Genomic DNA, 19,019 nt, shown 5'->3' with positions numbered 1-19,019 from the left:
TTGTGGAAGCCCTCTTCATCTATTCTTCATTCAAACGGCGGAAAAACTGAATCGCTTATTAGTTAGCCAAAGTAAATCTCTTTGGTACTGTAAACGGAAAATCTACAGGAACATTGCCGTCTATTTTGGTAAACTGCATGCTGATGTTGATTTTCTTCGCTTTGGAAAGGGTATTGATTTCCAGTGTACTTGGAAATAACGAATCGTTTAATTTTTGATATTCACCATAGGTCACTTTAAGTGCCTGGCCATTTTTAGCATCATTCAGATTGGTTTCAGTTACTTTAAATAAGGTATTAAATAATAAACGGTAATCCAGGTCTTCTTTTGTTCCCGAAAGCGTCCAAACTCCTGCATTCTGCTTAAGATCAGATTTCTCGGTCATAAAACAATCTATGGCATTTCCGGTAAGAATACTTTGCAGCGTATTGAAGTTAACCTGTTTGTTGGTGAATTTATAGATATAGCTAAATGGCTTATTTAAATAGGTGCTGGATAATCTATTGATAATTTTGATGCTATCAGGCGTAATTAATGCTCTTGCTACCTCGGCCATGCCGCCCAAAGCTGTAATGCTCACCCAAATGGTTTCCTTATCTTTGATGCGTAAATTCATCGTCACATCGTTTGATTTTCCATCCAAATCTAAAGTAGCCTTGGCCTTTGCAGAAAGGGTATTGAATTTGAGTTGCTTACTATTAAGCAGGGTTAATGTTTCTGCTTTGGTATTGTCTACTTTAGTTTCCGGTTGTTTTGGCGGGGCAACTACAATTTCTTTTTTAGGTTTACAGGCCGAGAAAAAAGCTACGGCAGTTAATATTAAAACGCTATTTAAAATACTTCTTTTCATTTATTTTCTTAATTAATAACTCAGAGTAGTTTCCTGCTTCTTTGGCTTTATTCCATTGGATGATTGCGGCCTCCTTTTCACCTTTCATGAAAAGAATATCTCCATATCGCTCCAAATAAACACCATTCTTACTGCTATTGTTTTGCAGCGCCTTTTCTATCCATGTTTTGGCCAGCTCATACTTTTGCTGTTTAAAAAGTATATACGCATAAGTATCGGTTACGGATGGATTATTGGGCATTGCATTTGCGGCAGTTTCGGCATATTTTGCGGCCTTTGTTAAATCATCGTTTCTTAAGGCCAAATAGTAGGCGTAATTATTCATGATTAAATAATTATCGGGTTCTGCCGCAATTGCTTTCTCAAATGATGTTTTGGCTGCGCCAAAGTTATTCTGATTGATGTAGATATCTCCTTGAAGGGCATATACCTGCGCCTGTAAACTTTTATTATCTACATCTAATTGCAACGCCGTTTTCAGGTTACTTTGTGCCGCATCCAGCTTATTGGTTTTAAATAAGGCATAAGCCATATAGTAATAAAGGCCGGCCTGGTTGGGGTAAATGGTTAATGCCTCATCGCCTACTTTTACCGCCTCGCTGTAATGCCCCAGTAAAGTTTGAATATTGATAATCTGCTCCCAAACGGCATAAATCTGCTCGTTTAACTTTAATGCAGCCTGATATTGAGGAAGTGCTTCTTTAAGCTTGTTCTGCTGATAAAGTACATCGCCATACAGGGCTAGGGCTTTAGCATCATTGGGGTTTTTTTCTGCTACCAGCTTGCTTAATTCTAAAGCATGTTTGGCTACGGCAGGCTGGTTCATTTTAGGAAAAAGGCCGGCAATAATCTTAACTTTTTCTGTTATCGGCATCTGGTCACTTTGAAAAGCCAGTTCCAAGGATTTAAATGCTTCTTCGTCCTTTTGCTGTTTGCGGTAAATATCTGCCAGACCCAGGTTAACTTCAAAATTCTGAGGCTCTAGTTCGTGCGCTTTTACCAATACTTTTAATGCTTCCGGATGATTGCCTTTCTGAAGCAGTAGGCCCGCCGCATAGAGGTAGTTCTTTACATCGGCCTGGTTACCTTCCAGTAGCTTAACAATATCGCTTTCTGTGGATGTACCTTGCTGCAGAAAACGTTTCCGGGCTTGGGTTAGCTCCCTGCTTTCTCCAAACCGGGATTCAATTTCACTATAGGTTTTCCTGGCTGCCTCTGGCTGGTTGGCTAAATATTGTGCATTGGCTTTATCAAAGTAATAGGCATCGTTATCTGGCTCTAAGCGAATAAGTTGATTAAACACTTCTACCAGCTCAGTCATTTTATTTGTACGCTTATGCAGCTCGCCTAAAAAGCGCCAATACCATTTGTTATCTGCATTTAGCTTGATGGCCTTCTGAATATTAAGTTCTGCTTCGGGCAGCTTATCGAGCTTCAGGTTAGCGTTGGCCAGCTCGAAGTAAGCCGCATGGTTTCTGGGATCGAGGGTAATGATTTTATTAAAGCTGGTAGATGCTGAAACATAATTCTCTGACATTTTCTCGCGCAAGCCGGCAAAAAACAATTGTTTTACCATATTGCTATCCCTATTGGTAGCAGGTAAAGTGGCTTCCTGCCCATAAAGCTGAGCGCTTAAGCAACTTATTGCAAGAAATAAATATCCTTTAAACATAGCAACATTCAAAAATTCAACCCTTCATTCAATCATTCAAAATTCACTCCTTCAAAATTAATCATTTCAGCTACTTCCCCGTATGTCCGTACCCACCTTCACCACGAGCTGTTTCCCCAAGTTCTGCTACCGCCTGCCAGGTAACCGTTTCATGTTTCGCTATCACCATCTGGGCAATCCGGTCACCATCATTAATACTGAAATCTGTATCAGATAAATTTACGAGTAAAACTTTTAATTCTCCCCGATAATCTGCATCGATAGTTCCGGGGGCATTTACAATACTGATTCCATGTTTGTAAGCCAAACCACTCCGGGGCCTGATCTGTGCTTCATAGCCAACAGGCAACTCGATAAAAAGTCCTGTGGGAACCAACATCCGCTGTAAGGGCTTAAGTATAATTTCTTCGGCAATAGAGGCCCTTAAATCCATGCCAGCAGCATGAGCAGTTTCATATTGCGGTAAGGCATGTGCCGATTTATTGATGATTTTGATTTGCATGGTAAACTGATATATACTAATCCTAATTGCCCTTTAATAGTTTTTTAACTTCGTTTTTCTCCAACAAGAATATGCTTACCATAAACAGGAGAAGTAACCCATTTCCGATATAAATGTTCCTTTCAAATACCCAGAAAGATAAATAAACCAACACCAGCGAAGCCAATAAGTAAGACCCCATCTTTTTAAGATTATAGGGAATGGGATAATACTTTTGTCCTAAAACGTAGGAAATAATCATAATGATGAAATAAGCCAGCATAGAAACAATGGCAGAGCCTATATAACTGTATTTTGGGATAAGAATAATGTTCATGATGATGGTGAAAACAGCACCTACCATAGATATGTAAAGTCCAAAACGGGTTTGATCAGAGAGCCGGTACCAAACAGACAAATTCATATAAATACCTAAGCAAACATAGCCAAACAAAAGATATGGAACGGCATTTAAACCTACCCAATATCTTGAATTGATAAAATGCTTAATGATTTCGATATTGGCAGTAAGTCCTACAAATAGAATAGCTAAAGCCAATACAAAATAATACAGAATAGTTGCGTAAGTTTTCCTGGCATTTTCATTCTTGGCGTGACTAAAGAAAAAAGGTTCGGCTCCAAGTCTGAAAGCCGTATTAAAAATGCTTATAAAAACAGCCAGTTTACAAACGGCACCATAAATACCGGTATCGTGATCGGCTATAGACTGCGGCAAATACTTACCCAGTAAGATTTTATCTAGATTTTCATTAATAATAAAGGAAAGATTCGCCACCAGAACTGGCCAGCTATATCCAAACATATTACTAAAAAGCGCTTTGCTGAATTTAATTTTTATTTGCAAAAACTGAGGAATAAGCAAGATTAGTGTAAGAACACTTGCTGCGAAATTAGATATAAACACATAACCCACCCAATTTGGGCGATACCACGATGAAAGCCATGCTGCACCGTATCCCTTTTGAATGAGGAAAGGAATAACATAAATAAAAACCAGATTAAGGCCAACAAAACATCCGATATTAATGAATTTCAAAAGGCTGTATCGAAAAGGCTTTCCGTCTGCACGGAGTTTAGCAAATGGGATAACTGATATAGCATCGATAAACAATACACCAACCAGGAGCTGGATGTACATTTTTTGATCGGTCAGGTTTGACAAATCGCTATTTAAAGTAAACTTGGCAAAATAAGTAGAAAAGGTTAAACCCGTAATTAAAAATAAGGAAGATAGAAATGCGATAACTAAAAAGCAATTGTTATAAACCTCTTGCTTTTTATCTTCATGCTTATTTAAGTACCTGAAAAAAGTGGTCTCCATTCCGAAGGTGAGTACAACATTGATCATCGATGCGTACGCAAACAACGTTGTAAAAATCCCATAAACACCGGTTGCAAAAACGCCGGTATAAATGGGAGTCAAAATAAAATTGAACAACCTGGAGAATATGGTACTTAAACCGTAAACGAGTGTTTGGCCAGCAAACTTTTTATATACAGACAATGGATTTAAATTTTACGCTTATCTACCAGATGCGCCAGTAGCATAAATCAGTTTTACAGTATTTTATTTAGCTCAACAGGAATTACCACAGCAGGTTTTTCTTTACTACATCAAAGTTTTTAAAGTCTTTAAGTTCGGCTTCGGTAACCGTTACTTCTTCTACTTTAGCTTTTTCAGGTCCTTCCTTGCACCAATCCAGAAATGCATCTAACATTAACGGTTTACCCTCTGCTTCGATATAAACGGTACCATCCTTTTGGTTTTTCACTAAACCTTTAATACCCATTTGATCGGCAACAGCCTTTGTACTCGCCCTAAAAAATACACCTTGCACTTTCCCGGTAACCACAATATTGAGATGTTTGAGTCCTGATGAAGCGGGATGTTCTCTTTGTTTACTCATAGATTTAAGCCTGAATGCTGCGTTCAAAAGTAAAACTAATTTCTGATTTTATCTTTTAAGGCGAATAGATTTGCTTTGGGTGTTTAAAACGCCAGTTTGGTAACCCGATCCTTTTCGGCCAGAAATTCTTGCCAGATGTCTTGTAAAATCTCTCCCGCCGGTTTAATTTCATTTAGCATGGCCGATACCTGGCCAATTTCTAACTCGCCATTTTCCATATCGCCTTCAAACATCCCTAGTTTAGCTCTAGCCCTACCCAACAGCGCGATCAATACTTCTCTGTTTGCGCCATCAGCCTCTGCGGTTGCCACAGCCTCAGCGAACTCATTTTTTAACAGCCTCACCGGAACCAGCTTCTTCATGGCCAGTCTGGTATCTCCTTCTGTTGCTGAAATGATCTTATTTTTGAATGCCGGGTGTGCAGAAGATTCTTCGGCAACAGCAAATGCAGAGCCTACCTGAACGGCATCGGCTCCAAGCGCGAAAGCGGCAAGCATGGCTTTACCACTGCCTATCCCCCCTGCTGCTATTACAGGAATTTTTATCGCAGATTTAATTATTGGGATAAGACACAGGGTTGTGGTTTCTTCTCTCCCGTTGTGCCCTCCTGCTTCAAAACCCTCGGCAACAATCGCATCTACCCCGGCTTCCTGTGCCTTTAAGGCAAATTTGGTGTTGGCCACCACATGCACCACCGTAATTCCCTTTTCTTTGAGGAAGCTTGTCCAGGTGGCAGGATTACCGGCTGAGGAAAAAACTATTTTAACCTCTTCCTCAACAACAATATCAATGATTTCTTTAATATTGGGATAGAGTAATGGGATATTAACTGCAAAGGGTTTTGCTGTTGCAGCTTTGCATTTCTGAATATGTGCTCGAAGTACTTCAGGGTACATGGAACCTGCCCCGATGATACCTAAGCCGCCTGTATTAGAAACTGCGGAGGCCAGGCGCCAGCCACTACACCAAACCATTCCGGCCTGGATAATGGGATATTTTATATGGAAAAGGTTGCAGATGGGATTCATAAATCTTAAATTATCTTTTCTACCTGGTCATTCAGAATTTCCCAGTCGGTACTTAACTGAATTAAATTTAAACCCGGCTTTTTACCAACTTCTATACTTCCCAACTGATGATCAAGCCCTAAGAAAGCGCCTCCATTTTGGGTGGCCCACTGGAGCAGTTCTTCAAAAGGAACTTGTTTATGTTGCTGAAGGGTCTTCATTTCTGCCAGGATATTCAATTGATGATTACTCGCCAAACTGTCTGTGCCGAGCGTGATCTTGACGTTAGCCTTTCGCAATAAATCTACATCAGGCAAGGCATGCTCTATATAAAGGTTAGCTTGCGGACAAAGGCACCAATATACATTGGGGTTCTGGGCTTTTGCAAATGCGATATCTGCCTCTTGGGTAAATGTATTGTGTACCAACAAGGTTTTCTGTTGGTTTATGCGAGGTAACCAGCTTTCCAACGAACTTTTGCCTGAAGGTTGATAAAAATCTATATCTAAGCCCAGAAATTTATACAGTTTCAGAAAATCACCTGTTTGATCGACAAAAAAAGCATCTTCGGCGGCTGATTCCTGGTTATGGACACTAAGTAAGTCGTGATTCTTTTGAGCTTCTTGTTCAATTAAATTAAACAATTCAGCGGAAACTGAATAAGGTGCATGGGGAACAATGGATGTAGGAAGCGGGTCAAACTGCGCTTTTGTCGACCTGGCATAATCCATAATCGCAGTTGCTCTTTCGGGGTTAAAGCCCATTGCTTCTATAAAGGTATGGTAGTAAATGTTGCTATCACTTTTAATCTTTCTGGAAACCACCTGATTGGAAATATCGCCTACAGCAACGATTCCATTTTGGTGCATTTCTGCATCTGCAGTGAACATGGCCGTTTCTATTTCAGCAGCATCGTGTTGCCTGTTTTTAATGATATGCTGAACAAAATCAACCAAACCTGTATGTTCGGGAATCTGTTTCAACATATGTGAAAGTTCTAAGTGACAATGGGTATTGATGAAGCCAGGAACTATTGCACCTTTATAGAAATTGATTTCCTCATTAAGATTTGCTGCATCTTCTGCCCTTAAAACCTCCCTGATCTCTCCATCATTATTAAAGCCAATAACACCATTTTTGATTGGACTACTATTTACAGGAAAAATCCAATCGGCTGAAATATACTTAAGCATGTGTGCAAATTAAGCGGAATACGCTGATGCAAAAGAATTATTTTGTACTGATTTTTTTAAAGAATTGTAAAAAATGGGGGAAAAGATACCAGATCAGGTAAAAAAAGAGCCTCCTATCGGAATCGAACCAATGACCTACTGATTACAAGTCAGTTGCTCTACCAGCTGAGCTAAGGAGGCTTTCTTTCGGGCTGCAAGTATAGAAAAAAAGCTTCTTTTCTGAAAAAGGAATTTTATTTTTTTTGGTGTTACATCTTCGTTTAGATCATCTTAATTTTTTTAAACACAAAGGGCACCAAGTTTTTCACAGAGAAAAAGAGAGGTTAGCGCTCCCAAAACCGTGATATACATATTAACCACCTTAGGCACCTAAGACGTTCAGTTTGCAGTTGCAACTCCCCAACTTTTTAAGGAGGGGGTGTGAGAGGCTGTGCATAGGCAGGGGTGGTTGTTTCAACCGGAACTGGTTCTTGCGCCATGAACCAGGGGATTATATCATGCAAGGCATCGTAAATCTAACTCCCCTACTTTTCAAGGAGGGGGTGTGAGAGGCTGCGCATAGGCAGGGGTGGTAATTTTTCAAACGAACTGGTTCGCCCGCCACGAACCAGGGGGCATATCATGCAAGGCATCGTAAATCTAACTCCCCTACTTTTTAAGGAGGGGGTGTGAGAGGCTGCGCATAGGCAGGGGTGGTAATTTTTCAAACGAACTGGTTCGCGCGCCACGAACCAGGGGGCATATCATGCAAGGCATCGTAAATCTAACTCCCCTACTTTTTAAGGAGGGGGTGTTTGAGGCTGCGCATAGGCAGGGTGGTTATTTTTCAATCGGAGCTGGTTCTTGCGCCACGAATCATGGATCATTCTACCTTTTTTGTAGCCGATACCCACAATGTGTGGAGAAATTCCACAGTGGATTTTTTTCTGGCACACATACAATATCCTCATTATCAATTAATTAAACAAAAATCGTTGCTTTGGCATCATTATGAAACCTTAGCAAGTATTGTTACACAAATTAATTTTAAAAATTATATCTATGAAAAAGTTCATTTTATCAGCTACCTTTTTAGCTCTAGCCGGATTAACAGCAGCAAACGCAAGTGAAGTAAAAGATTTAAAAACTACAGCTATCGTAGCTGTTCAAGATAGTGCGGTTAAAACCCCAGTGAAATTAGAAGAATTGCCAGAGCCGGTAACAACAGCATTAAAATCTGATGCTTACAAAGGATGGACTGCAACAGAAGCATGGTCAGTTAAAGAAGGTGCTAAAGAGTACTTCTTGATCAATGTGAAAAAAGAGGCTGAAACTGGTTCAGTGAAAATTGACAAAGACGGTAAGCCAGTTCAATAAGCCTTACTAAAGTAGCGCTCTGCAATAATTAAATAAGTATTAATCACAGCAATGTTAAGCATTGCGAACTAAAATAAAAACATCATGAAAAAGTTCATTTTATCAGCTACCTTTTTAGCTTTAGCAGGATTAACAGCAGCAAATGCATGTGAAGTAAAAGATTTCAAAACTACAGCAATCGTTGCTGTTCAAGATAGTGCGGTAAAAACTCCAGTAAAATTGGAAGAATTACCTGAGCCAGTAACTACAGCATTGAAATCTGATGCTTACAAAGGCTGGACTCCAACCGAAGCCTGGTCGGTTAAAGAAGGTACAAAAGAATATTACCTGATTAATGTTAAGAAAGAAGCTGAAACAGGTTCAGTGAAAATTGACAAAGACGGTAAACCGGTACAATAAACCTAAATATTACATCTACCTAGTATAAGAAAGGCCAGTTTTTAACTGGCTTTTCTTATTTTTGTTGTATGGCGAGAATCCTGATTTTAGAAGACGATACCACTTTTGCTCAATTACTTGAAGGTTTTTTAACGAAAAACGGTCACAACATTACCCTTGTAACACACATTAAACAATCATTTAAGGCTATTGAGCGTCAGGATTTTGATCTCCTTTTAATTGATTACCGCCTACCTGATGGTGTAGGTTTGGATGTACTCTCCCACATCCGCGAATTGGGCTTAGCTATTCCGCTTATTATCATGACCAGTTTTAATGATGTAAGAACTGCTGTAAAATCTATGCAGATGGGTGCCTTTGACTATATCACCAAGCCTGTAAACCCAGACGAGCTTTTAATGGTGATTAAAAACTCCCTTACCAAAAAAGATGCTGCCACAGCTGAAATACAAGTTACTGAATCTGACTTAATTAGGGGTAAAAGTGCCATTGCTGATCGATTATATGAACACATTGCCCTGGTTGCGCCAACAGATATGTCGGTCATCATTCAAGGGGAAAGTGGTACAGGAAAAGAATTTGCGGCAAGAACATTACATCAGGAAAGCAAGCGTGCAGACAAACCTTTTGTAGCGATAGATTGTGGTGCCCTTTCTAAAGATTTGGCTGCCAGCGAACTGTTCGGACATATTAAGGGAGCCTTTACAGGAGCGCTTAACGATAAAAAAGGGCAATTTGAAGCGGCAGATGGCGGAACGTTATTTTTAGATGAGGTTGGAAATTTAAGTTATGAGGTTCAGATAAAATTGCTTCGTGCGCTTCAAGAGCGGGTAATTCAGCCTTTGGGAAGTACCAAGCAAATTCCGGTAAACGTAAGAATTATTACAGCAACCAATGATGATTTAGCAGGCAGCATGCAACATGGCGAGTTCAGGGAAGATTTGTACCATCGTTTAAATGAATTTAAAATACAGTTGCCGCCCTTAAGAGACCGTGGTAGCGATATCGAATTATTCATCAATCACTTCATCCAGCTTTCTAACCGCGACTTAGGCAGAAACGTCAAAAATATTTCTGCTGAGGCGAAATCTCTCTTGTTAAATTATGATTGGCCAGGCAATTTAAGGGAGCTGAGTAATGTAATTAAAAGAATGGTTTTACTCACGCCTGGCGAAACTGCTCAAATTACGGCCTTGCCAGATGAAATGACTATTGCGGTACAGCAACAAACTTCTGCAGGTAATCCTTCTGATCTGAAAGCGCTGAATGAGCAAAATGAAAAAGCTTTGATTGCTGAAACGCTGATTAAGGTAAAACACAATAAATCTAAGGCAGCAAAAATTCTGAATATCGATCGTAAAACGCTTTATGCCAAAATGGAACGTTATGGCATAGAGTAATATGCCCTACTAGCTTGATGCGTAATCCATTTCTTGCATAAAAGCAATTAGCGCCGCTAACTTTTTCAGTTCTGCTTGAACGGCATTCATCACCTGTGCGTTCAGGCCTCTTTTGGCAATTTCGATTTCTAAATGTCTAAGGGCTGATGCCAATGTTTTAGCCCCCATCTGTGCGGTTCTGCCAGCAAGGCGATGGACAATCAACCTGCTTTTATCCTGATCTTGCTGATTTAGTGCTTCACGAAGTACGGCGGCATCATCAATACAATCTTGCTTAAAACGATTCAATATTTTTTCCAGCATCTGCTGATCGCCGAAGGTCATTTTCTCTATGGAAGAGAAATCGAATTCAGGTTGTGGTGCATTAACAATTGCAGCTTTATCAAAAATTGACAACAAATCTACCGCTCTAAATGGTTTCAAAATCAGGCCATCAAAACCCTCACTCAACACCATTTCACGTTCTTCAGGCAGTACCTGCGCGGTAATGGCATAAAATTTAACACTTTCCGGAAGCCTCTTTTTAAGCAGATGGCAAAGTTCCATACCCGTCATTTCAGGCATACGCATATCGATCAGCACGTATTTCAGGTCTTCATTGGGTTCCTCATGTAAAATATCAGCCACATGGCTAAACCGCTTAAAAGGAATATTGTTCTTTTCGAAGATTAATCCGCAGAGGTCTAAAATTAGCCGATCGTCATCAATAACCCACACGGTGCCGGAGTTTACTATAGCATAATGCTCTAAATCAAAAGTATCTGAAATCTGTGCATCAGAGGCTTCATATTTTAAGTATATATTAAAGGTTGTTCCTTTACTCGGCTTACTTTTCACGTAGATTCTTCCTCCCTGGCTTTCAATTAACGCTTTAACAATTGGCAATCCCAGGCCAGTTCCGGTTTGGTTAATCACGTATTTTTCCGGGGATTCAATTTGTTCAAATTCATTGAAAATCCGATCTACATCAACCTCGGCAAATCCTATTCCTGTATCCTTAATGCTAAAGTTAAAGTGGAGATCGTTGCCCTGCTTTTTACAGGAAACCAATAAACTAACCTCACCCTTCAGGGTAAATTTTACCGCATTACCTAATAGATTAAACAAAATTTGTTTTAAGCGGAAAGCATCGCCTTTTACAAATTCAATATCATCAATATCTAACTGGGTAATTAATTGTAACGATTTCTGCTCTGCCAGCGGCCGCATAACGGACACCACCTCATCTAAAATTTTGCGGATACTAAAGTCCTGATTGTGAAAGCTAAATTCTCCGGAAATAATCCGATTGTAATCGAGTACTTCATTTACGATCTGCAATAAATGTACAGCCGATTGATAAATGGCATCCACATCTTTCTTTTTGGGATTATCTTGTTGCGAAATCAGTTCTGCATAGCCCAAGATGGATTGTAGTGGGGTTCTGATTTCGTGACTCATATTCGATAAAAACCGTTGTTTGGCCTTACCATGGTATTCGGCCTCATCTTTTGCCTGCTCCAGTTCGCGCCGATAACGATTACTTTTGGTGATATCTGTCAAAATCAGATACAATAAGATCACCGTAATTAAAAAGAAAGCTATAATAATGGTGGTAATTTGCGTAATACCATCGTTTACAACCTGTTTGGCCTGTATACCGTTTAAATCTACCTGCGCTACGGCTTCACTCTCTACTTCCCTTAAAATTTGAAGCATTTGCCCGGTAAGGGCATTACTGGCAATAGATAGGTCTGATTCACGCTTAAGGAATTTCTCACTTTTTTGTCGTTGTTCTTTTTCAATATTCCTTAAAGAACCGGTCATACTTTTCATGATACTGTCTTCTGCTTTGGCATTAAGCGTATCTCGTTTTACCTTAAATTCTTCATTGATGATTTTATAAACATCGTTCTTTTTCTTACCGAAAAGTTTACTGAGGAAGCTTCTTGATTTCTGCTCTTCGTCTGGTGCAACGGTTGTGGTAGAGGTAGTGGTTTCGGTGGTTAAAACGGCACTATCGGTTTGCTTTGCTCTTGTGGTAACCAGATCATTTAGCTTTTGTACTTCTTCTGAGAACGATTTGGTGTTGACTAAGGTTTCCCTTACTTTGAGGTACATGATAAATTGCTTATCGCGATCGGTTAATAAATTCTTGATCGATTTAATTCTGGCCAACTGGGCAGAATCACCAACATACAACTTTCTTAAGGTATCTAAACTGGCCCGTAGCTTTCGAGATTCTTTCAAAAAACTCTGATTACCTTGTTTATTGATGGCCTCATCGCGTTGCAACTGATCCAGACGTGCAATTTTGTGAGAGAGATCATTAACGAGGCGCAGGCGATCGTTAGGTGCCGAAATTTCCTCTACGGTATCCAGCATCCTGGTAAAGGCAAACTTACTGATGCCCCAGGCCATAAGCAGCGCAAAACAGGCAAAAAGAAACCCTATAATTACTTTACCTTTTACTGCCCTTAAGAAACGTTTCTGAATTTCTACTGCCATGTATTGCCTTTTGACTGCGCTAATCTTTAATAAACGTATTTTTAGAGAAAAGCATACCTCTTCTTCACAAATAACATACCAAGGCGGTTTTAGTTTGATATAAATAGATTGGATGCTGATCGGATTAAATTATTTCTTTAATTTAGCGTAAGCCCTAACCTATGAACCGCATCGACCGCCTATTCGGAATACTTACGCTTTTACAGTCTAAGAAATATATTTCAGCAGATAAGATCGCGGAACGCTTTGATATGAGTGTTCGTACCGTTTATCGCGATGTGAAGGCACTACAAGAGCAGGGCATCCCTGTTGGTTTTGAGCAGCATAAGGGATATTTTCTGGTGCAAGGCTATTTTTTGCCGCCGGTATCTTTTAATATGGAGGAAGCCAACGCCCTACTTCTGGTAGAAAGCCTGGTGGATGGGTTTGCCGATCTTTCTATTCGCAATCATTATTCCTCTGCATTAACGAAAGTAAAGGCAGTACTTAAATCGGCACAAAAAGAAAAGCTGGAAAAACTGAACCAGCACATTCGCTTACAAGTTCCTGAAAGGTTAACCTATAATTTTGATTTCCTGTCGTTAATCCAACATGCCATTTCGGAGCGGTTAATGGTGAGCTTAGATTATAAGAATGCAAAAGAAGAAGTAAGCAAACGCGAGGTAGAACCTATTGGACTAATTTTTTACGCCTTTAGCTGGCATTTAATTGCCTGGTGTCATATGCGTCAGCAGTATCGGGATTTTAACTTAACCCGCATTATCTGTTTAAAATCGCTCGACAAGCCCTTCCTTAAAGTTGATCACATGCCGTTAAACGATTATATGAGTATGCTTCCTGTTAATTTTTAATTTTTTTTATTTCATTTTTTACACTGCCATAGGGTTGTCACTCCGGGTTATTTTCTTTGTGTTAACAAAACCCAAAAGACCATGAGCATGCCCGATTTATTACTAATGGAACTAAACTTAATGGAAAAAACAAAACATAAAACTATGGACATTATTCAACTATTACTCGCCGAGTATCAGCATGAGGCAGAAACTACCCGTAAATTTTTAGCATTGGTACCAGAAGACAAGTATGACTGGGCACCGCATGAAAAAAGCATGAAAATGGAGCATTTAGCCACTCATTTAGCCGATATCCCTTCCTGGGTAAATTTAGCCTTAAAAACAGATGAATTGGATTTTGCCGTTGCAGGTTTTGGACCAACATCGGTTAGCAACACCGCTGAATTGCTATCTATTTTAGATAAAAGTGTTTCAGCGGGCAAAGCCGCATTAGAAAATGCTAAAGAAGAAGATTTAAATGGCCGCTGGGTACTTAGAAATGGAGATCAGGTTTTGGCAGATTATTCTAAGTATGAAACGATTCGCCATTCTTTGAGCCAAACGTCGCATCATCGCGCACAATTGGGAGTTTACTTAAGACTTTTGAATATTCCTCTGCCAGGAAGTTACGGTCCAAGCGCCGATAGTCAAAGCTTTTAGCCGTTTGCTTACTCGGCCGGGATGGTGTTCCTGGTCGAGTTTTTTTATTTAATCGATTTTGACCTGACGGAGCACCACAGAAAATAATCGATTTTCGATCAGCCATTGACAATTCGGATAATCTATCCTTAATCCTTTTTGAAGTAAGCACTGTTGCCGAGCTTATTTCCTTTGCCCACGCCAAAGTGATGCTGAAAATCAAATTACTGATGAGGACACTTTGCAAACCTTAATAAGCAATATGATCAAATGGCTTGATCAAACAGAAAGTACTGCCTCAATTTAGGCTTTTAGTTTATATTTGTCTCAACATTAAAAACTATGCAACATACTTCTGCCACCCGTTTAAATAAATTCATCAGTGAAAGTGGCTTATGCTCGCGCCGAGAGGCCGACAAGTTTATTGAACGTGGCACTGTTTTCATCAATGGAAAGAAAGCGAAGGTTGGTGATCAGGTCTATGCCGGAGATCGGGTTACTGTAAATGGTAATCATATTGAGCCTAAAGAGGAAGAAAACTTTGTTCTTTTAGCTTTCAACAAACCTGTGGGCATTACCAGTACCACCGAGGCGAATGTAAGAGACAATATTGTTGATTATGTAAATTACAGCCAACGTATTTTCCCTATTGGTCGTTTAGATAAAGATTCGCAAGGCCTTATTTTCCTAACCAATAATGGAGATATTGTTAATAAGATTCTAAGGGCAGGAAATAATCATGAAAAAGAATATATTGTTACTGTAAATAAGCCAGTAACAGATGATTTTGTTCAGGGTATGGCTAATGGTGTACCCATTTTAGGTGTGAACACTAAAAAATGTAAGGTACGACAGGTTAACGCAAATGTTTTCAATATTACGTTAATACAGGGTTTAAACAGACAAATCCGCCGGATGACCGAATATTTTGGATATGAGGTGACGAAGCTGGAGCGTGTTAGGATTATGAATATCAGCTTAAAGGGAATCCCCTTGGGCGAGTGGCGTGAGCTTGACGAACAGGAAATGGGGTCGATCATGAAAATGGTTGAGAAATCGTCTTCAGAAACCAAGACAAAGCCAGCTAAGCCTGCAAAAAAGAAGGTTAATAGTTGGGAAGAGGTTCCGGAATTTAAAGCCGCTCCTGCTAAAAAATCGACTTCGAATGCTAAAGGCCCAGGGGCTAAATCTGCAGGTAAAAAGTATTCTGTACAAGGGGCTACAAAAAGTAATAGCAAGAGGAACTCAGGAAATCGAAATGCCAGACCTTCAAAGCCGAAATCAACAGACAGATCACAGAGCAGAAAAAGAGGAAGATAATGAACAGCATCATCTATTTTAACACGGCTATTTTTCTATTCCTGGCGGGTGTACATTTCTATTGGATGGCAGGTGGGAAATGGGGCATTGATGCTGCACTCCCTGCTACGGCAAAACACGATCTGGTTTTTAATCCCGGCAAAACCGGCACCCTTGTTGTGGCCCTGGGATTAGTTGCCTTTGCAGCCATTACCTTTGCGCATAACTTTCATTTCGAAATAGATGTCCCCCATTACCTCCGCTATGGCATTGCCTTTGTTTTCTTCATCAGAGTTATTGGTGATTTTCGATATGTAGGCCTTTTCAGAAAGATAAATAACACTGTATTTGCCAGATACGACCGGCAGTATTATATTCCTTTGTGTGCCTATCTTGCCATATCAGAGTTTTTTCTTGCCGCCTATTAATGTAAAATTTAGTCAATTATAGCGAGTTAAAGCTGCAATCTTTCTACCTTACCGCTTTTTTAAGTACCTTTGTAACAAATGGTAACAGCAAAAAAGACAGATATTCGTGCACTAGATTTGCCTCAATTACAGCAGCATCTCGTTGCTATGCAGCAACCTGCGTTCAGAGCCAAACAGATTTATCAGTGGCTTTGGGAGAAATCGGCCACGAGCTTTGAGGAGATGAGTAATCTATCTAAAGACCTGCGCAAAGCCTTATCTGATGGCTTTACCATTAATGCCGTACAGGTTAACAATTCGCAATTCAGTAGCGATCAAACGATTAAAAATACTTTTCGTTTAGTAGATGGCAACATTGTTGAAGGCGTGTTGATTCCGATGGATGACCGCATGACTGCCTGTGTGAGCTCGCAAGTAGGATGCAGTTTAACCTGTAAATTCTGTGCAACAGGCTACATGGATAGAAAACGGAATCTGAACGCAGATGAAATTTATGATCAGGTGGTATTGATTGACAAGCAAGCCAAGCAAAACTACAACTATCCCTTAACCAATATTGTGTATATGGGTATGGGAGAACCCCTGCTTAACTATGCCAATGTATTGAAATCTATTGAGCGGATTACGGCTCCAGACGGACTCAATATGAGCTACAAGCGGATTACTGTCTCTACAGCTGGTATTGCTAAGATGATTAAGAAGCTTGGTGATGATGGGGTTAAATTTAACCTTGCCCTTTCCCTTCATGCGGCTAACGATAAAAAGAGAAATGAAATTATGCCTATCAATGAGGCTAACTCTTTAAAGGCACTTTCTGAAGCGTTAAAATATTATTTTGCTAAAACTAAAAATCCTGTAACCTACGAATACATAGTTTTCAATCACTTTAACGATGAGATTTCTGATGCCATGGAATTAGCCAAATTCTGTAAGCATATTCCATGTAAAGTAAACCTGATTGAATATAATCCGATTTCTTTTGCAGATTTCACCAATGCTGAAGGTGACAAAATTGATGCATTTGCCAATTACCTGAAGAGCCAGGGAATCACAACAAATATTCGCCGCAGTAGAGGGAAGGATATCGATGCAGCATGCGGTCAACTTGCCGTAAAAGAAGCTTAATTGTTATTGGATGATTTAATCCACCTGGCTCAACTCATCTACAATTTCTTTGAAACTCGGGCGGCTTTCCAAATCCATAGCTAAGCATCTTGTTCTAATAGTTGAAAGTTTATTCAAAGTGATTGTTTCGCCTGTGGTTTTGGCAATAGATAATAAATCGTCTAAAAGATATCCATATGCACGTACTTCAATCCTTTCGATGAAGAATGCCTGGTTTGCATTTCTCTGATCATAAAAGGAAGCTGCTCCAAAATCACTGAATAAAGTATTTCCTTCCTCATCTACCAGGATATTATGTGCATATAAATCGCCATGTTTAATTCCATTTTGATGTAATTGTGCCGCTACTGATGCTATCGTGGAAGCGATCTTCAGCATCTGCTCCGTGGATAAGCTATTCTCTGGATTAAATACATCTCTAGTACAGCTGATTAAACTAGGCGGATTACCCAGGTTGTAATAATCTGCCGGAATTAAATCCATCACTAAGCCTTTTCTATTTTCACTGATCAAATTGATTTCCCCCTGGAGCTTAACTAATCCTGGATGATTCCCGGCAGCGATAAAGGCTTTCATTTCGTCTTCCGGGAAACCATCACTTGTTACAGTCCCTTTAAATACCTTCACTGCAACATCTAATTGATCATTTTCAATTAGTCGCTTTGCCCGATAGATAGTGCCTGATGCGCCCTCACCCAATTGATGACTGAGTTCAATATCTTCACTAATAATTTCAGGGATACTATTAATATTTGGGCTATTGTTAAATTGATTACCAGAAAAAGCCAGCCAAGCCAATTTTGGCAATTGAAGTAACCATTCTGGGAGTATTTTTATCTGATTAGCTGAAATACGGAGTAAGCCCATGTTCATGCAGTTACCGAGCTCCTGTGGCAATTCGGAAATCCGATTGCCAGCCAACATCAGTTTTTGCATCCTGATACAATTACCAATCTCTTTGGGCAATACTGAAATCTGATTATTGGTTAAAATAAGCCACCTTAAATTAGGGTTTAGCGCACGTGGCGGTATAAACGTTATTTGATTAGATTTAAAACCTACAATATCTAACAATGGGCATTCTGCCATAACTTCTGGCAATACTGTAAACAAGTTATCTGAACAGAAAAAAATCCGAAGTTTCTTGAGCCTGCCAAAATCTACCGGTAATTTAGATAGCTGATTGGAAGACAAATCTAACACCTCTAAAGTTTCTGCTAAATCGAAAATGGCTTCAGGGAATTCGGTGAGATTTTCAGAAAGCTTTATTGATGTTGCTCCTTTTAGTTCTCCGTTTAGTAATTGCTTTAAAGTCTGCAAAATATTGGATTTTTATTTGGCGAAGATAAGGGATTTCTTTGGAAAGGGGAAAATTAGTCTGGAGTCTGAAGTACTTAGTCCTGAGTCTCCTCAAAGTACGTGCTTAACCTATCTTAACTAAGGTTCGAGGTATAGTGTGTAAGGTAGGAGGTGTAGGGCGCAATGGCTGGGTGTGGATGGTGCAGAAATACTTATATTTTTTTAGGACCGATTTGGGCCATGGCATCCACCTTTAATAGCCTCCTTTAAAACAAGAAAACCCCTCAGTGTTAACTGAAGGGTTCCTCTTTAAGATCTGGCACCGACCTACTCTCCCACGTGTTACCGCAGTACCATCGGCTCTGGCGGGCTTAACTTCTCTGTTCGGAATGGGAAGAGGTGGACACCGCCGATATAGGCACCTGAAGATTTTTATTTAAGTGATAAGTGTTAAGTACCAAGTGATAAGTAAACTTACTTAAAACCTGTAACCTGTAACTTTCAACCTAAATGACATATTATTGAAAGAAGTTAAGTTTCGAAGAGCAAACAACGTGTTGTTGCTTTGAAAGCTTCGGGTGATTAGTATTACTCGACTGTGATGTCGCCATCTTTACATCTGT

At 39.8% G+C, this 19,019-nt stretch carries 17 protein-coding genes, 1 tRNA gene and 1 rRNA gene; 8 read left to right on the top strand and 11 right to left on the bottom strand.

The features are described 5' to 3' along the window. Nucleotides 1-58 precede the first annotated feature (58 nt). From BMX11_RS20010 to BMX11_RS19975, 8 genes are all read right to left on the bottom strand, one after another. Complete coding sequence (locus BMX11_RS20010; protein ID WP_090887910.1) at nucleotides 59-850, bottom strand: lipoprotein insertase outer membrane protein LolB1; 792 nt, start codon at nucleotides 848-850, stop codon at nucleotides 59-61. After that, nucleotides 828-2,522 (bottom strand): tetratricopeptide repeat protein, encoded by a 1,695-nt coding sequence (locus BMX11_RS20005; RefSeq protein WP_090887907.1) that lies wholly within the window; start codon nucleotides 2,520-2,522, stop codon nucleotides 828-830. The genes BMX11_RS20010 and BMX11_RS20005 overlap by 23 nt, the downstream gene beginning before the upstream one ends. 70 nt (nucleotides 2,523-2,592) lie before the next feature. Next, nucleotides 2,593-3,024, bottom strand: a complete 432-nt coding sequence (gene dut / locus BMX11_RS20000) for a dUTP diphosphatase (protein ID WP_090887904.1) — start codon at nucleotides 3,022-3,024, stop codon at nucleotides 2,593-2,595. Between the two features lie 22 nt (nucleotides 3,025-3,046). After that, entirely contained in the window at nucleotides 3,047-4,528 is a 1,482-nt protein-coding gene (locus tag BMX11_RS19995) for a lipopolysaccharide biosynthesis protein (RefSeq protein ID WP_090887901.1), read from the bottom strand. A gap of 82 nt (nucleotides 4,529-4,610) precedes the next feature. Beyond that, on the bottom strand, nucleotides 4,611-4,931 hold the full coding sequence (locus tag BMX11_RS19990) for an acylphosphatase (RefSeq protein WP_090887897.1): 321 nt from the start codon (nucleotides 4,929-4,931) through the stop codon (nucleotides 4,611-4,613). Nucleotides 4,932-5,014: 83 nt separating this feature from the next. Then, nucleotides 5,015-5,959 carry an NAD(P)H-dependent flavin oxidoreductase gene (locus BMX11_RS19985; protein ID WP_090887894.1) on the bottom strand — a complete coding sequence of 315 codons (945 nt, stop codon included), beginning with the start codon at nucleotides 5,957-5,959 and terminating at the stop codon, nucleotides 5,015-5,017. A gap of 5 nt (nucleotides 5,960-5,964) precedes the next feature. Further along, nucleotides 5,965-7,131 (bottom strand): amidohydrolase family protein, encoded by a 1,167-nt coding sequence (locus BMX11_RS19980; protein WP_090887891.1) that lies wholly within the window; start codon nucleotides 7,129-7,131, stop codon nucleotides 5,965-5,967. Nucleotides 7,132-7,238: 107 nt separating this feature from the next. Then, nucleotides 7,239-7,311 (bottom strand) — tRNA-Thr (locus tag BMX11_RS19975). Between the two features lie 861 nt (nucleotides 7,312-8,172). On the opposite strand from BMX11_RS19975, the gene BMX11_RS19970 reads away from it, so the two are divergent. The 3 genes from BMX11_RS19970 to BMX11_RS19960 all read left to right on the top strand — a co-directional run bounded on the left by BMX11_RS19970 (nucleotide 8,173) and on the right by BMX11_RS19960 (nucleotide 10,286). Then, nucleotides 8,173-8,487, top strand: coding sequence for a hypothetical protein (locus BMX11_RS19970; RefSeq protein WP_090887888.1), 315 nt, complete (start codon nucleotides 8,173-8,175; stop codon nucleotides 8,485-8,487). Nucleotides 8,488-8,571: 84 nt separating this feature from the next. Next, complete coding sequence (locus BMX11_RS19965; protein WP_090887886.1) at nucleotides 8,572-8,886, top strand: hypothetical protein; 315 nt, start codon at nucleotides 8,572-8,574, stop codon at nucleotides 8,884-8,886. Nucleotides 8,887-8,954: 68 nt separating this feature from the next. Further along, a complete protein-coding gene (locus tag BMX11_RS19960) occupies nucleotides 8,955-10,286 on the top strand; it encodes a sigma-54-dependent transcriptional regulator (RefSeq protein ID WP_090887883.1) in 1,332 nt (443 codons plus the stop codon). 9 nt (nucleotides 10,287-10,295) lie between these two features. Here the strand turns inward: BMX11_RS19960 and BMX11_RS19955 are convergent, their stop codons facing one another. Continuing rightward, complete coding sequence (locus tag BMX11_RS19955) at nucleotides 10,296-12,773, bottom strand: ATP-binding protein (RefSeq protein ID WP_090887880.1); 2,478 nt, start codon at nucleotides 12,771-12,773, stop codon at nucleotides 10,296-10,298. A gap of 161 nt (nucleotides 12,774-12,934) precedes the next feature. Between BMX11_RS19955 and BMX11_RS19950 the strand changes: the two genes are divergently transcribed. From BMX11_RS19950 to rlmN, 5 genes are all read left to right on the top strand, one after another. Beyond that, the gene (locus tag BMX11_RS19950; RefSeq protein ID WP_090887877.1) at nucleotides 12,935-13,624 is read left to right on the top strand and encodes a helix-turn-helix transcriptional regulator; all 690 of its coding nucleotides are present in this window, start codon (nucleotides 12,935-12,937) and stop codon (nucleotides 13,622-13,624) included. A 120-nt stretch (nucleotides 13,625-13,744) separates the two neighbouring features. Further along, nucleotides 13,745-14,266 (top strand): DinB family protein, encoded by a 522-nt coding sequence (locus BMX11_RS19945; RefSeq protein ID WP_245738725.1) that lies wholly within the window; start codon nucleotides 13,745-13,747, stop codon nucleotides 14,264-14,266. Nucleotides 14,267-14,587: 321 nt separating this feature from the next. Continuing rightward, entirely contained in the window at nucleotides 14,588-15,565 is a 978-nt protein-coding gene (gene rluF, locus BMX11_RS19940) for a 23S rRNA pseudouridine(2604) synthase RluF (RefSeq protein WP_090887874.1), read from the top strand. Then, on the top strand, nucleotides 15,565-15,972 hold the full coding sequence (locus BMX11_RS19935; RefSeq protein ID WP_090887871.1) for a DUF3995 domain-containing protein: 408 nt from the start codon (nucleotides 15,565-15,567) through the stop codon (nucleotides 15,970-15,972). The genes rluF and BMX11_RS19935 overlap by 1 nt, the downstream gene beginning before the upstream one ends. Nucleotides 15,973-16,050: 78 nt before the next feature. Continuing rightward, nucleotides 16,051-17,097, top strand: a complete 1,047-nt coding sequence (gene rlmN / locus BMX11_RS19930; RefSeq protein WP_090887868.1) for a dual-specificity RNA methyltransferase RlmN — start codon at nucleotides 16,051-16,053, stop codon at nucleotides 17,095-17,097. Nucleotides 17,098-17,112: 15 nt separating this feature from the next. Here the strand turns inward: rlmN and BMX11_RS19925 are convergent, their stop codons facing one another. Beyond that, nucleotides 17,113-18,417: a leucine-rich repeat-containing protein kinase family protein gene (locus tag BMX11_RS19925; RefSeq protein ID WP_090887864.1), complete on the bottom strand. Its 1,305-nt coding sequence runs from the start codon at nucleotides 18,415-18,417 to the stop codon at nucleotides 17,113-17,115. A gap of 293 nt (nucleotides 18,418-18,710) precedes the next feature. Next, nucleotides 18,711-18,822, bottom strand: a 5S ribosomal RNA gene (gene rrf, locus BMX11_RS19920). Nucleotides 18,823-19,019: the final 197 nt, after the last annotated feature.

It is taken from the genome of Pedobacter rhizosphaerae (genome assembly GCF_900111155.1).
Lineage (GTDB): Bacteria > Bacteroidota > Bacteroidia > Sphingobacteriales > Sphingobacteriaceae > Pedobacter > Pedobacter rhizosphaerae.
Note: the sequence above shows the minus strand (reverse complement) of the source record. Positions and strands in the feature narration are given on the sequence as shown.